Source organism: Rhizobium brockwellii (genome assembly GCF_000769405.2).
GTDB lineage: Bacteria > Pseudomonadota > Alphaproteobacteria > Rhizobiales > Rhizobiaceae > Rhizobium > Rhizobium brockwellii.
Map to the genome: position 1 here is coordinate 4,423,625 of NZ_CP053439.1, position 14,856 is coordinate 4,438,480.

The 14,856-nt window shown below is 60.8% G+C and carries 11 protein-coding genes; 4 read left to right on the forward strand and 7 right to left on the reverse strand.

Translation table 11 applies throughout. The annotated features are described in order from the left end of the window. Window positions 1–30 precede the first annotated feature (30 nt). The 3 genes from RLCC275e_RS21625 to htpX form a co-directional block, all read right to left on the reverse strand. Entirely contained in the window at window positions 31–1,704 is a 1,674-nt protein-coding gene (locus RLCC275e_RS21625) for a heparinase II/III family protein (RefSeq protein ID WP_033182017.1), read from the reverse strand. A gap of 216 nt (window positions 1,705–1,920) precedes the next feature. Next, on the reverse strand, window positions 1,921–3,309 hold the full coding sequence (locus RLCC275e_RS21630) for an RsmB/NOP family class I SAM-dependent RNA methyltransferase (RefSeq protein WP_033182018.1): 1,389 nt from the start codon (window positions 3,307–3,309) through the stop codon (window positions 1,921–1,923). Then, window positions 3,300–4,262 carry a zinc metalloprotease HtpX gene (gene htpX, locus RLCC275e_RS21635; RefSeq protein WP_033182019.1) on the reverse strand — a complete coding sequence of 321 codons (963 nt, stop codon included), beginning with the start codon at window positions 4,260–4,262 and terminating at the stop codon, window positions 3,300–3,302. The genes RLCC275e_RS21630 and htpX overlap by 10 nt, the downstream gene beginning before the upstream one ends. Window positions 4,263–4,373: 111 nt before the next feature. Here htpX and RLCC275e_RS21640 point away from each other — a divergent pair, with 111 nt between their 5' ends. Continuing rightward, window positions 4,374–4,598, forward strand: coding sequence for a DUF1674 domain-containing protein (locus RLCC275e_RS21640; protein ID WP_033182020.1), 225 nt, complete (start codon window positions 4,374–4,376; stop codon window positions 4,596–4,598). Window positions 4,599–4,696: 98 nt separating this feature from the next. On the opposite strand, the gene acs is transcribed toward RLCC275e_RS21640, so the two are convergent. After that, the gene (acs, locus tag RLCC275e_RS21645) at window positions 4,697–6,652 is read right to left on the reverse strand and encodes an acetate--CoA ligase (RefSeq protein WP_033182021.1); all 1,956 of its coding nucleotides are present in this window, start codon (window positions 6,650–6,652) and stop codon (window positions 4,697–4,699) included. Window positions 6,653–6,884: 232 nt separating this feature from the next. Here acs and RLCC275e_RS21650 point away from each other — a divergent pair, with 232 nt between their 5' ends. Then, window positions 6,885–7,589 carry a DUF1013 domain-containing protein gene (locus RLCC275e_RS21650; RefSeq protein WP_007632151.1) on the forward strand — a complete coding sequence of 235 codons (705 nt, stop codon included), beginning with the start codon at window positions 6,885–6,887 and terminating at the stop codon, window positions 7,587–7,589. 78 nt (window positions 7,590–7,667) lie between these two features. Here RLCC275e_RS21650 and RLCC275e_RS21655 read toward each other — a convergent pair whose 3' ends face one another. The 3 genes from RLCC275e_RS21655 to RLCC275e_RS21665 all read right to left on the reverse strand — a co-directional run bounded on the left by RLCC275e_RS21655 (window position 7,668) and on the right by RLCC275e_RS21665 (window position 11,505). Continuing rightward, window positions 7,668–8,603: a flagellin N-terminal helical domain-containing protein gene (locus RLCC275e_RS21655; protein ID WP_033182022.1), complete on the reverse strand. Its 936-nt coding sequence runs from the start codon at window positions 8,601–8,603 to the stop codon at window positions 7,668–7,670. A gap of 256 nt (window positions 8,604–8,859) precedes the next feature. Then, window positions 8,860–10,770 carry a propionyl-CoA synthetase gene (locus tag RLCC275e_RS21660; protein WP_033182023.1) on the reverse strand — a complete coding sequence of 637 codons (1,911 nt, stop codon included), beginning with the start codon at window positions 10,768–10,770 and terminating at the stop codon, window positions 8,860–8,862. A gap of 75 nt (window positions 10,771–10,845) precedes the next feature. Beyond that, complete coding sequence (locus tag RLCC275e_RS21665; protein WP_033182024.1) at window positions 10,846–11,505, reverse strand: YggS family pyridoxal phosphate-dependent enzyme; 660 nt, start codon at window positions 11,503–11,505, stop codon at window positions 10,846–10,848. Between the two features lie 200 nt (window positions 11,506–11,705). Here RLCC275e_RS21665 and leuS point away from each other — a divergent pair, with 200 nt between their 5' ends. Both leuS and lptE read left to right on the forward strand, forming a co-directional pair. Continuing rightward, complete coding sequence (gene leuS / locus RLCC275e_RS21670; RefSeq protein ID WP_033182025.1) at window positions 11,706–14,336, forward strand: leucine--tRNA ligase; 2,631 nt, start codon at window positions 11,706–11,708, stop codon at window positions 14,334–14,336. Further along, a complete protein-coding gene (gene lptE / locus RLCC275e_RS21675; RefSeq protein WP_033182026.1) occupies window positions 14,326–14,847 on the forward strand; it encodes an LPS assembly lipoprotein LptE in 522 nt (173 codons plus the stop codon). The genes leuS and lptE overlap by 11 nt, the downstream gene beginning before the upstream one ends. Window positions 14,848–14,856 lie beyond the last annotated feature (9 nt).

Genomic DNA, 14,856 nt, shown 5'->3' on the forward strand with positions numbered 1-14,856 from the left:
TCGGGCCACTCGGCCCAAGATCATCCACCCCTAGCTTTTGCGGGACAAAAACCAGCGGATTTCCATCTTCTCGGCAAGATCGAAATCGATCTCGATCTGGTCCGAGCCGCAAATGCCGGAGCTGTCGGCAAAGAAGATGTCCTCGGTGATCAGCACTTCATTGCCAGGTGCGGAAAACAGCCAGCTTTCGCCGTCCGGCGCCGTCAGCAGCACGGACTCGCCATCACTCTGATGCAGGACGATCGAAGGATGAATATGAAAGCGGGCGACCGCCTTCAACGGTTCGTCATGCTCATATCCTTCGCGGACGACGAGCCGGTCGCGGCCGGTCACGATCGAGCCTGCAGCATTGAGTGTCAGCTCACGCTCGTGCAGCACCCCGAACACCCTGAGATAACCGTCATGGCTGAGCTTGATGCCGTCGCGTCCGTCCTCTGTTTCGGCACGCTCCACGGTAATTGTCCTCACCGGTTCGGTGATTGCGTGGTTAAGGAAGGGCGAGGGCGAAAAACGGCTGGACGAGGTGTCGTTGAGGATGACGGTCGAATGCGCCGCCGTCGTGCGCGCCATCTGGACATAACGGTGCCCGGCAAATTTCGGCGAACCGGAATTGACGATGAAGCGATGGCGGCCGGACGACATCTCGAAGGAGAGGCTGCCCGCATGCGCGGTCCGAAGCGCGCCTCCCGAAGGCGGCGTGCCGGTATCGGCAATGATCACCGTCTTGCCCCCCGAAAGCCGCTGATAACGCGAATGCGGTAAAGCCTTGAACGGCTGACCGGCGGTTTCGTCATATCGCAGCACCGACATCAGCTCGTTTGCGAGCGTCGAGGTCGCGCCGTTGAAGAGCGCCAGGTCCCCGTCCTGATGGCGAAAGAACCGCAATGCCGGGTAGATGCGATCTATACCGGAGATCAGCTTCTGCGGCAGGTCATGGCCGAGATTGACATAGGTCTGTCGGAGCGGCAACAGATCGAGCAGCAATTCCAGCCCGACGCGCGGATTGCGCGACACATGGCCCCCATCCGGCAGAATCTGGCTATCGAATTCGCGGTCGAGCGCTTGTGCCGCCCTTCTCAGCGTAGCGGCGCGGGTCGGCATGGCGACGGAGGCCATGGCGAGCGCGATACGCAACCGAAACAGCTCCAAGCCGCCGAGGGTGAACGGCGCCATACGGCGCAGGAACCTCACCTGGAACGCCAGCGACTTCATGAAGCGGCGATAGAAGCCGCGGTCGGCATTCTGCAGCACCACCGGCGAATGCGACAACCAGGCGATAACGCGCTGGGCGGTGACGTCGGTCTCCCAGGCAATCCCCTCCATGCGACCGGCATGGATGGAAAGCCAGCTGTCGACGATCGCGCGGGCGGCAGCCGAACTGCGCTCCGTCTTGTTCGCCCGCATATGCCGCAGCCAGCCGAAGCTATGAAGACGGATCGCAAAGGGGCGCGAGGGCAGGGTGAAGGTGAAAGGCGACTTCTCGTTGGTTTCCAGCATGCGCCCGGCCAGGAGAAACCGTCCGTTGAGGATCTCGTCGGCCACATGCGGATCGATGCTGCGGAGATCGGTCGGCGCGACGATCAAACGCTCGGGCACCTTGATCGAATGACGAAAGAGCTTCAGGCGCAGCAACGCAACGCGGCGCAAGGCGCGCCGCCAAGCCTCCCGAACATACATGCTCGCAAAACGCCGACCGGACTGCATATTCTATTGTCTATTGACCCTCGTGGTTAAGAATAGGTGAAAAGTGGCCTATTTCATCGTCCACAATGAATTAATTCGTGACAAGGTTCGAATATACGCAAATTAACGCGTTTCACCTGAAATCATGCGGGCGGTTTTGGAGCACGGCATGCGTGACACGAGGCTATGAAGCAACTCGTTTAGTGCAAGCGTGCCGCGAGCGCTCAAGTCTTGCAATCAGGCCACGCGCCGCAGCACAGCCGCATAGAAGCCGTCGAGGCCGGATCCGATGCCAACAGGCATTTTCAGCATGGTGGGAAGCGTGCGGAATTCGCCGAGCGGCGTGATCGCCGCCTCAAGACCGGGCCAGTCACCGGCGCCGATCGGAACGCGCTCGACTGCATCCGTATCGGAAAGAACACGGGCGACGACTTCCTCACCCTCGACAGGATCGAGCGAACAATTCGAAAAAACCAGTGTGCCGCCAGGCTGCAGCAATGTCAGCGCATGCCGCAGCAGCCGTTCCTGCAGCGCCGCCAGCCTGGCGATATCCTCAGGCCCTTTGGTCCACAACACGTCAGGGTGCCGGCGTGTCGTGCCGGTAGAAGAGCAGGGAGCATCGAGCAGAATCGCGTCGAAACGCTCCGCCGGCTCGAATGTCGTCAGATCTGCCGCGATCGTCTCCGCCTTGAGGCCGAGCCGGTCGAGATTCGACCGCAGCCGTCTCAGCCGATTTTCCGACTGGTCGAGGGCGGTGACTGCGCCGCCAGCAAGGATGAGCTGCGCCGTCTTGCCGCCAGGCGCAGCACAGAGATCGGCGGTGCGTTTGCCCGAGAGATCACCGAAAAGCTTGGCCGGTATGCTTGCCGCCGCATCCTGCACCCACCACGCGCCCTCGTCGAAGCCTTCGACCGAAGGGATGCCGCCGTCGAAAGCCGCGAGCCGCACGCCGCCGGTGGGCAAAACAACGCCGTTCAGCCGCTTCGCCCAACCTTCAGGGTCGGACTTGACGGTCAGATCGATTGCGGCCGGTTCGAGCTGGGATTCCGAAATCGCCAGCGCCGCGTCCCGGCCATAGGCCTTTTCCAGCCTGGCGATGAACCAGGCCGGCATCGGCGCGACCTTGCCGATCTCATCAAGCACCTGCTCCTTCTCGCGGCCGAGCCGGCGGAGGATAGCGTTGACCAGCTTGGCGAAACGGCGATTGCGTGGATCCTGATTGGCCTGCTCAACGGCAAGATCGACAGCCGAATGATCCGGCACGTCGAGATAGAGGATCTGCGCCGCCCCGATTGCGAGCACGTGATGCAGCGCCCTTGCGCCCTCCGGTAACGGCGAATCCAGCAGCCCGGCAATCGCGGCATCGATGCGCGGCAGGTGACGCAGCGTCGTGTTCAGGATGGCGCGGACGAGCGCCCGGTCGCTTTCGCCGAGCGCCCTATAGGCCGGATTGCCGTGTTCATGATCGAGAGCGCCGTCGAGCGGCAGCTTGCGGTCGACTACGGCGGCGAGAATTTTTGCCGCCGCGGCCCGGGCCTGCAGGCCGGGCTTATCAGGCGCAGATCGCTCAGTGGAGGGCTTACGCTTGCGGAATGGTTTCTTCGTGCCGTCTGAATTCAAGACCACGGACCTTTTGGCGGTTGCGAACCACCGCGACCAAGACCCGTATCCGGAACAGAGCGCGATTTGCGCGACGGATTAGCAGCACGAGCCGGCGACGTCGAGACATTCATGCCGCTTTGCGCCATGTCGTGCAGCGCCGCGATGCGGTTTTCCGTGTTCGGATGTGTGGAAAACAGATTGTCCATACGCTCGCCGGAGAGCGGATTGATGATGAACATATGCGCCGTCGCCGGGTTACGCTCGGCGTCCGCGTTCGGCACGTGGGCGGCACCCCGCGCGATCTTGCCGAGCGCCGAAGCGAGCCAGAGCGGATTGCCGCAGATCTCGGCGCCGCGGCGGTCCGCCGAATATTCGCGCGTGCGGCTGATTGCCATCTGCACCAGCATGGCGGCCAGCGGCGCCACGATCATCGCGACGAGGACGCCGACGAAGCCGAGGGGATTGTTGTTGTTCTCGCGGTTGCCGCCGAAAAAGAAGGCGAAGTTGCCGAGCATGGAGATCGCGCCGGCAAGCGTTGCCGTGATCGTCATCGTCAGCGTATCGCGGTTCTGAATGTGGGCCAGTTCATGCGCCATGACGCCTGCGACCTCCTCGGGAGACAAGGCGCTGAGCAGGCCGGTCGAGGCGGCGACGGCGGCATTATCGGGATTGCGGCCGGTGGCGAAGGCATTCGGCTGCGGACTGTCGTAGAGATAGACCTTCGGCATCGGCAGGCCGGCATTGCGGGCCAGATCGCGCACGATCCGGAAGAATTCCGGCGCATTGCGCTCGTCGACCTCCTGGGCGCGATAAGCCGAAAGCACCATGCGGTCGGAATTCCAGTAGGAGAAGAAATTCATGCCGGCGGCAATGACGAACGCGATCATCATGCCGGCCCGACCGCCGATCAGGAAGCCGACAAACATGAAAAGCGCCGTCATGAAGGCAAGCAACATGGCAGTGCGAACGAGGTTCATGGCGGATCTCCATCTCCGATTTCGGCGTCACAAGCTTTCAATCCCGACACCGGCGCATTATGATTTGGTTATTCACCAGCCATTTTCAATATTTTCCGGCAGGAGACGGCCATGCAGGACGCCGATAATGACAATAGCGAAACGCCGAGGGCCGAGGGAACAGAGCCGCCGCGCAAGATACTGTCCCCGGCTGCCAGACGCGCCCTTGCCGAAGCCGAAGAGCGGCGAAAGAAACAGAAACCGCTGGAGTTGTCGCCAGAGATCGGCGGCCGCGGCGGAGCCGAGCCGGCGCGCTTCGGCGATTATGAAATCAATGGCCGAGCGATTGATTTCTAAGTCGATATTCCTATTGGCGTCTTACGGTCGGAATAGCCAAGAATCCGGCTAACGAAAGAGCCGCTCCGGAACCGAACGGACGGGAGCGGCTCGATATGTCAGGTGGTTGCCTTGTTCTGCCGGTTGGCGATCAGGTCGTCGACGACTGCCGGATCGGCAAGCGTCGAAGTGTCGCCGAGAGCGCCGAAATCATCCTCGGCAATCTTGCGCAGGATGCGGCGCATGATCTTGCCGGAGCGGGTCTTCGGCAGGCCGGGCGCAAACTGGATCTTGTCGGGCGCAGCGATCGGGCCGATTTCGGTACGAACATGTTTCACCAGATCTTGGCGAAGCGTATCCGATCCCTCGTGGCCGGCCATCAGCGTCACATAGCAATAGATGCCCTGGCCCTTGATCGGATGCGGATAACCGACGACCGCGGCTTCCGAGACCAGATTGTGCGAGACGAGAGCGGATTCCACCTCCGCCGTGCCGAGCCGGTGGCCGGAGACGTTCAGCACGTCGTCGACGCGGCCGGTGATCCAGTAATAACCGTCCGCGTCGCGCCGGCAGCCGTCGCCGGTGAAATACTTGCCCTTGTAGGTGGAGAAATAGGTCTGAATGAAGCGCTCGTGATCACCATAGACCGTGCGCATCTGACCTGGCCAGCTGTCGGTGATGCAGAGATTGCCATCGGCGGCGCCTTCCAGCACCTTGCCCTCATTGTCAACAAGCTGCGGCTTGATACCGAAGAACGGGGTCGTCGCCGAACCGGGTTTCAGATCGGTGGCGCCAGGCAGCGGCGTGATCATATGGCCGCCAGTTTCCGTCTGCCACCACGTATCGATGACAGGGCAGCGCTTGTCGCCGACGACATTATAATACCATTCCCAGGCCTCGGGATTGATCGGCTCGCCGACCGTGCCGAGCAGGCGCAGCGAAGAGCGCGAGGAGCGCGTGACGAATTCGTCACCGGCACCCATCAGCGAGCGGATCGCCGTCGGCGCCGTATAAAAGATGTTGACCTTGTGCTTGTCGATGACTTCCCAGAAACGCCCCTGGTCCGGGAAATTCGGCACGCCCTCGAACATCAGCGTCGTCGCGCAGTTCGCAAGCGGCCCGTAGACGATATAGGAGTGGCCGGTCACCCAACCGACATCGGCCGTACACCAGTAGACGTCGCCGTGGTGATAATCGAAGACATATTCATGCGTCATCGCCGCATAGACGAGATAACCGCCGGTCGTGTGCAACACGCCCTTCGGCTTGCCGGTTGATCCTGACGTATAAAGAATGAAGAGCGGATCTTCCGCCTTCATCTTCACCGGCGGGCATTCCGCCTTCACCGTGGCAATTTCTTGGTGATGCCAGAGGTCGCGGCCGGGCGCCCAGCCGGTCTTGCCGCCGGTGCGGCGAACGACCAGAACCTTGTCCACGATTACGTGCTGGCGCGCTGCAATGTGAATTGCGGTATCGGTATTGTCCTTCAATGGCACCGGCTTGCCGCCGCGCAGGCCTTCGTCGCAGGTGATGACGAAGGTGGATTCGCAGTCGACGATGCGCCCGGCCAGCGCCTCGGGCGAGAAACCGCCGAAGACGACCGAATGCACCGCGCCGATGCGGGCGCAGGCAAGCATCGCATAGGCCGATTCCGGGATCATCGGCATATAGATGGTGACGCGATCGCCCTTCTTGACGCCGTGCTTCTTCAACACGTTCGCCATCCGGCAGACATGCTCGTAGAGTTCGTTATAGGTGACCTTGTTGTCGATATAGGGGTTGTCGCCCTCCCAGATGATCGCCACCTGGTCGCCATTCGTTTTCAGATGGCGGTCGATGCAGTTGTAGGAGACATTTGTCTGACCGTCCTCGAACCACTTGATCGAAACCTTGCCGGTAAAGGAAGTGTTCTTGACCTTGGTATAGGGCTTGAACCAGTCGATCCGCTTGCCGTGCTTGCCCCAGAACTTGTCCGGGTTCTCAACGCTTTCCTCGTACCATTTCAGGTACTTTTCCTTATCGATCAGGGCGCGCGCCTTCACCGGCTTCGTGACCGGATAGATCTTCTCCGACATGCAACTCCTCCTCATGGGACATGCGACGGGCCGCGTGAGCTAGGAAGGGCCCGGATTTGAAATCACGGCAATTCATAGCAGTTCGCATCGCCACGGCAATTAGACAAAGGTCATTTCATTTCGGAAGAATTGCAATTATGCGACAGTGCGGTTATATAGCGGCATATTTCCCGGACATTGTGGTGACAATCCACGGACCGCGACCGGCGCGGACGATAGAAGGACTATATCCATGGCTCAAACACTGCTCATGCCGAAGGCGACCGCCATCTGGCTCGTCGACAATACGGCACTGTCTTTCGATCAGATCGCGCAGTTCTGCAAACTGCATCCGCTCGAAGTCAAGGCGATCGCTGACGGCGAAGCGGCGCAGGGCATCAAGGGCCTCGACCCGATCTCGACAGGACAGCTTTCCCGCGACGAGATTGCCCGCGCCGAGGCCAATCCGAACCACAAGCTGAAGCTTTCCGAACCGAAGGTGCGCGTGCCGGAATCCAAGCGCCGCGGTCCGCGTTATACGCCGGTTTCCAAGCGTCAGGACCGCCCGAACGCCATTCTTTGGCTCGTTCGCAACCATCCGGAGCTGAAGGACGCGCAGATTTCCCGCCTGGTCGGCACGACGAAGTCGACCATCGAGCAAATCCGCGAGCGCACGCACTGGAACTCTGCCAACCTGGCGCCGATGGATCCGGTGACGCTCGGCCTCTGCAGCCAGATCGATCTCGACATGGAAGTGGAAAAGGCCTCCAAGGGCCGTCCGCTGCCGACCGCCGCCGAGCTTGGCGCGACGCTGCAATCGGCTCAGGAAACCGAGCGCCTGACCCCGAGCTACGAGCGCGAGGAGGAAAAGGAAAAGGAAATCGACGCCGATGCCGTCTTCCGCAAGCTGAGCTCTCTGCGCTCGGCCCCGAAGGACGAGGACGACGATCAGTACTGAGATATCAGCGATTTCACGAAAAACCCCGCCGGTATGAGCTGCCCGCGGGGTTTTTTATTGCGAATGGCCTGTTTCGAATTAGCTACGGAATAGGGTAAGAATGTTCTGCGCCGAACTATTGGCGATCGAGAGCGACTGGACGGCGAGCTGCTGCTGCGTTTGCAACGCCGAGAGCTTGCTTGATTCCTCTTCCATATCGGCATCGACCAGGCGCCCGACGCCGGAGTCGATCGAATCGTGCAGACCGCTGACGAATGTTTCCTGCAGCTGAATACGGGTCGAGATCGAGCCCAATGCCGAGCCGGCGGCGGTCATGGCGCCGAGAACCAGTTCGACACCGGTCAGGGCTGCGTCAAGCTGGCCCTGGGTGAAACCGGTGATGTCGAGATCATATATTGACGCCATGACGATCACGGTGCCGCCGTAGGTTCCGTTGAAGGCCGTGCCGATGATACCGCTTGATGTCTCGATCGCACCGGTGCTCGTCATGCCGAAAAGCACGTTTCCAAGCGAGCCCGAATCGAGCACATAGTCCGTCATCTTGACGGAGACGGCATTGCTGCCGTCGCGGACGAAGGACGAAACGACGCTCTTCGTGCCGGAAGCGCCGGCAACCCAGTTTTCGCCGGAGAAGGACGCCGATTGAGCAATGCTCAGCAGTTGCTCCTGCAACTGGTCGAGTTCTTGCTGGATCTTCGTCTTGTCGACGCCCTTTTCGGTGGCGGCGACGATCTTGGCCTTGATGTCGCTGACGACATCGAGCGCGCTGTCCATAGCCGAATAGGCCGTGTCGACCTTGGCCGCGCCGAGACCGAGCGCGTCGGAGACGGCCGAAAGCGCCTGGTTGTCAGAACGCATGGTCGTAGCAATCGACCAGTAAGCGGCATTGTCAGCTGCCTTTTCGACACGATAACCCGATGAAACGCGACCCTGGGTGTCCTTGAGGCTATCGTTTACGCCGCGCAAAGTCTGCAGCGCTGCCATAGCAGCGTTGTTGGTAAGGATGCTTGTCATGATCCGTTCCACAATCGTTGAGAAAGAGGCAATCCGGACTACAGCGCCGCGCGTCTTTCAGACGCGCAAAGGACGCTGTAGCACTTCTACTGCTGCATAATTTTGCCCTTAAATCGATTCCGATTTAAGCAATTATGCAGTAGGCCGGTAACGGCGACCGCGTCATGCAAAGCCTGCTATGCAAGCCATTGCCGTTAACAAATGCTTGCATCAACATGGTTAACAATTCCTCAATTAGCTTTACCGAAAGTTTAATTCACATCGGCAAGGAGCCTAAACCGCGCCCACGCAGCGCCTCGGCAATTTCCTCTAAAATCGTTGGATCATCAATGGTTGCGGGCATTTTCCAGGGTATGCCGTCGGCGATCTTCTGCATCGTACCGCGCAGGATTTTGCCGGAGCGCGTCTTCGGCAACCGGTTAACAGTGATGGCCGTCTTGAAGGCAGCAACAGGCCCGATCGAATCACGAATCATCGCCACGACCTCTGATTCGATCGCCGTTGCGTCACGGGAAACATGTCGTTTCAGCACCAGGAAACCGCAGGGCGCCTGACCCTTCAGCACATCGATCACGCCGATAACAGCGCATTCGGCGACATCGGGATGACGCGCGCAAACCTCCTCCATCGCCCCCGTCGAGAGCCGATGACCGGCGCAATTGATGATGTCGTCGGTGCGCGACATGATGAAGAGATAGCCATCCTCATCGACGTAGCCGGCATCGGCCGTCTTATAGTAACCGGGAAACTCATCGAGATAGGCGGATCGAAAACGTTCGTCCGCGTTCCAGAGGGTCGGCAGGCAGCCGGGCGGCAAGGGCAGCTTGACGACGATATTGCCGAGCGTTCCCGCCTCGATCGCATGCCCGGCATCGTCAAGAACCGCAATATCATAGCCGGGCATCGGCAGCGCCGGCGAACCGTGCTTGACGTGAAGGGCGCCGAGACCGAGCGGATTTGCGGCGATCGGCCAGCCGGTTTCCGTCTGCCACCAATGATCGATGACGGGTATGCCAAGCATACGCTCCGCCCATTTCAGCGTCTCCGGATCCGCTCTCTCGCCGGCCAGAAACAGCGCCCGTAGATCGGGCATGGGATACTCGTGCATCAATTCACCGTCACCATCCTCCCGCCGGATGGCTCGGAATGCCGTCGGCGCCGTGAACAGCACCCGTACCTTATGCTGCGAAACGATGCGCCAGAATGTGCCGGCATCCGGAGTGCCGACCGGTTTGCCCTCGAAGATCAGAGTGGTTACACCGGATAGCAACGGGGCATAGACGATATAGGAATGTCCGACGACCCAGCCGATATCCGAAGCCGTCCAGAAGACTTCGCCCGGCTTCAAGCCGTAGATATTCCGCATCGACCAGTTGAGCGCGACCATATGGCCGCCATTGTCGCGCACGACGCCCTTCGGCTGGCCCGTCGTGCCCGAGGTATAGAGGATGTACAGCGGATCGGTTGCCTTGACGGAGACACAGGCGATCTCGGCGCCACGATGCTGCGCCACAGCCGCCTCGAAATCTTGATCGCGGCCGCTGACGAGATCTGCCCGAAGCTCCGGCCGCTGCAGCACCAGGCAGCGCTCCGGCTTCGAGCGCGCGATCTCGATCGCCTGGTCGACCAGGGGCTTATAGGCGACAATGCGACCAGGTTCGAGCCCGCAGCTCGCGGTGATCACCAGCTTCGCACCGCAATCGTCGATGCGCGCCGCAAGTTCGCTGGCGGCAAACCCGCCGAAAACGACGGAGTGAACCGCACCGATGCGGGCGCAGGCGAGCATGGAAAAGACCGCCTGCGGCACCATCGGCATATAAAGGATGACGCGATCGCCTTTGCCGATGCCGCGTTCCAACAACGCTGCTGCGATGGCCATCACCTCCCGAAGCACCTCATCATAGGTGAAATGGCGCTTCTCGCCGTTCATTGCGCTGTCGAAGATGACCGCTGTCTCGCCGCCGCGGCCGGCAGCCACATGCCGGTCCAGGCAATTGTGGCAGGTATTGGTTTCCGCTCCGGAGAACCAGCGGCCGTAGACGCCCTCATTGGGCGAAAAAATCCGCTCCGGCGGCTTGAACCAGTCTATGTCGACCGCCGCTTCGCGCCAGAAGGCTTCGGGATCACTTTTCCAGGCCGCATAGGCCTGATGATAGCCGTTCTGCATCTGCTCCTCCCCAGGACATGCAAACCTAATCTAGGCGGCATTGAGGGGAACAGGAAGCCCGACCAAAGCAGCGTTTCAGCGCGTGCCGAATATCGCTGATCCCACACGCACGCTGGTGGCGCCGAAGGCGATTGCCGTCTCGTAGTCGCTCGACATGCCCATGGAAAGTTTTCCGACGCCGCATTTGAATGCAAGCTTTGCCAGCAGGGCAAAATGCGGCCCGGGATTTTCATCGGCCGGCGGAATGCACATCAAACCTTCGATGGAAAGGCCGAGCTCATCGCGGCAAAGGGCAATGAAGGCCGGCGTGTCGTCAGGAACGATACCGGCCTTCTGCGGTTCGAGCCCGGTATTGACCTGAACGTAGAACCGCGTCGTCTTGCCCTGCCGCTTCATCTCTTCGGCAAGCGCGCGGGCGATCTTTTCCCGGTCCACCGTCTCGATGACGTCGAAAAGCGCTACCGCATCCGCCGCCTTATTCGATTGCAGCGGTCCGATCAGATGCAGTTCGATATCCGGATGCTCGGCCTTCAGCGCCGGCCACTTGCCCTGGCTTTCCTGCACCCGGTTCTCGCCGAAGACACGCTGCCCGGCTTCGATGGCCGGGCGGATCGCGTCCGCCTCGAAGGTCTTCGACACCGCGACGAGCTGAACGGAACCGGCCGGACGACCTGCTTCGCGTTCCGCAGCGGCGATCCGCGACCGCACGTCGTTCAAGCGCTCTTGAAGTTCCATCAATCTGCCTCGGCATATCCGCATGAAAGGATCGGCAATGCCTAACGAGCCAATCTGTGCTTGCCAAGTCCCGCCTTGGCGAAATCGCTTGGTCACGATCAAGATCGGACGCTTGCAGCGCCTGCAAAACTTGACGCTACGGTGGTTTCATGGTGAAGGTCTCGACCAACCTCCCCTGATGTTCCGGAAATACGAATACCATGGCCACCGAACGTTATAATCCGCGCGATGCCGAGCCCCGCTGGCAGCAGAAATGGAATGAAGACAAGGTCTTTGAGACCGACAATGCCGATCCGCGCGAAAAATATTACGTCCTCGAAATGTTCCCCTACCCCTCGGGGCGCATCCACATGGGTCATGTCCGCAATTACGCCATGGGCGATGTCGTCGCCCGGTACAAACGCGCCCGCGGCTACAACGTGCTGCATCCGATGGGCTGGGATGCTTTCGGCATGCCGGCGGAGAATGCCGCGATGGAGCGCGGCGTGCATCCGGCCTCCTGGACCTACCAGAATATCGGCTCGATGAAGGCGCAGCTGAAGGCTATGGGGCTTTCGCTGGACTGGAGCCGCGAATTCGCCACCTGCGACGTCGAATACTACCAGCACCAGCAGCATCTCTTCTTGGATTTCCTGGAGAAGGGCCTGGTCTATCGCAAGCAGTCGAAGGTCAACTGGGATCCTGTCGATAACACCGTACTCGCCAACGAACAGGTGATCGATGGCCGCGGCTGGCGTTCCGGTGCGCTGGTCGAGCAGCGCGAACTGACGCAATGGTTCTTCAAGATCACCGACTTCAGCCAGGATCTGCTGGACGCGCTGGATACGCTCGACCAGTGGCCGGAAAAAGTGCGGCTGATGCAGAAGAACTGGATCGGCCGTTCGGAAGGCCTGACGATCCGCTGGGAGATCGTGCCGGAAACGGCGCCTGCCGGCGAGAGCGAAGTCACGGTCTATACCACCCGGCCGGACACGCTGTTCGGCGCCTCCTTCCTGGCGATCGCCGCCGATCATCCGCTGGCGAAGGATGCTGCCGCGAAGAACGCCGATATCGAAGCCTTCTGCGAGGAGTGCCGCCGTGCCGGCACGTCGCTCGCAGCACTCGAGACCGCCGAAAAGAAGGGCATGGATACCGGTATCCGCGTCAGGCATCCGCTTGATCCCTCCTGGGAGCTGCCTGTCTATATCGCCAATTTCGTCCTGATGGATTACGGCACGGGCGCGATCTTCGGCTGCCCATCAGGCGATCAGCGCGACCTCGATTTTGCCCGCAAATATGGCCTTCCGGTCGTGGCCGTCGTCATGCCGAAAGATGGCGATGCTGCAAGCTTTGCCGTCGGCGACACCGCCTATGACGGCGATGGCGTGATGATCAACTCCCGCTTCCTCGACGGCAAGACCACCGAGGAAGCCTTCAACATCGTCGCCGACCGGCTGTCGGCTGCTTCGCTCGGCAATGCGCCGCAAGGCGAACGCAAGGTCAATTTCCGTCTGCGCGATTGGGGCATTTCCCGTCAGCGTTATTGGGGCTGCCCGATCCCGGTCATCCATTGCGATGATTGTGGTGTCGTGCCGGTGCCGAAGAAGGACCTGCCGGTCAAGCTGCCCGACGACGTCACCTTCGACCAGCCGGGCAATCCGCTCGACCGTCATCCGACATGGCGTCACGTCTCCTGCCCGAACTGCGGCAAGGATGCCCGCCGCGAGACGGATACGATGGACACCTTCGTCGATTCGAGCTGGTATTTCACCCGCTTTACCGCGCCCTGGGAAGAAAAGCCGACCGATTCGGAGGCGGCGAACCGCTGGCTGCCGGTCGACCAGTATATCGGCGGCATCGAGCACGCGATCCTGCACCTGCTCTATTCCCGCTTCTTTACCCGCGCCATGCGCGAGACCGGTCACGTCGCGGCCACCGAACCTTTCAAGGGTCTCTTCACCCAGGGCATGGTGGTCCACGAAACCTATAGCCGTAGTGCCGGCGCCAGCCGCGAATGGGTGGCACCCGCCGATATCCGCATCGACGAACTCGACGGCAAACGCCGGGCTTTCCTGCTGACGTCGGGCGAAGAAGTCGCGATCGGCTCGATCGAGAAAATGTCGAAATCGAAGAAGAATGTCGTCGATCCCGACGATATCATCGCCTCCTACGGCGCCGATACCGCCCGTTTCTTCGTTCTCTCCGACTCCCCGCCCGAGCGTGACGTCATCTGGTCCGAAGCAGGCGTCGAGGGCGCCCATCGCTTTACCCAGCGCCTGTGGCGCCTGATTTCCGAAGCCGCGGACGCGCTCTCGGCCGTGGCACCGGTGCCGGCGACCGATGGGGAAGCGTTGCCAATCTCGCAGGCCGCCCACAAGACGCTGAAGGCTGTCGAGAACGACTACGACAAGCTCTGGTTCAACAAGGCCGTTGCCCGAATTTATGAACTCGTGAACGCGCTGGCCGCACCAATGACGAGGGTTGCGGCAGGCGAAGGTGATGCCACCTATCGCGCGGCGGTGCGCGATGCCGCCGAGATCCTGATTCAGCTCGTCTCTCCGATGACGCCGCATCTGGCTGAGGAATGCTGGGCCGCGCTCGGCAATGAAGGCCTGCTCGCCCGGGCAAACTGGCCACGCTACGACGAAACACTCGTCATCGAAAACGATGTCGTCCTGCCGGTACAGATCAACGGCAAGAAGCGCGCTGAATTGACAATTTCTCGCGATGCAGATCAGAATGCCGTCACCGACGCCGTGCTGGATCTGGATGCGGTGAAGAACGCGTTGAACGGACAGGCACCGAAGAAGATCATCGTGGTTCCCCAAAGGATTGTAAACATTGTCGTCTGATATCGCTTGCAAGCTGGCCCGCAATGCCGGCATCGCCATGATCCTTGCCTCCGCGGCTTTTCTCTCCGCCTGCCAAGTCCGTCCGCTCTATTCGGAGAGTTCAGGTGTGGTTGAAAAACTTTCCTCGGTCGGCTTTTCCGAGGCAGGCAGCCGGGTCGAGCAGCAGGTTCGCAATCGCCTAATCTTCCTGGCGTCACGTGGTGCAGGCGAAGCGGTAAACCCGCAATATCAGGTCGAAATACACGCGACGTCGGCCGTTGCCGATACGCTGCTGGCCGAATCCTCCGACACGTCGAAGGCCGGCCGTGTGACCATCAACGTCAGCTACACGCTGCGTGCCACTGCCGACAATCATGTCATCAAGGCCGGCAGCCGCCAGGCCACGGCGCTGGTGGATTTCTCCGAGCAGGAATTCGCCAAGCAGCGGGCGATCCGCGATGCCGAGAACCGCGCGGCGGACCAGACGGCGGAATTCGTGGGAGCCGATATCGCCGCTGCCCTCAGCCGCTGAGGGCGGAGA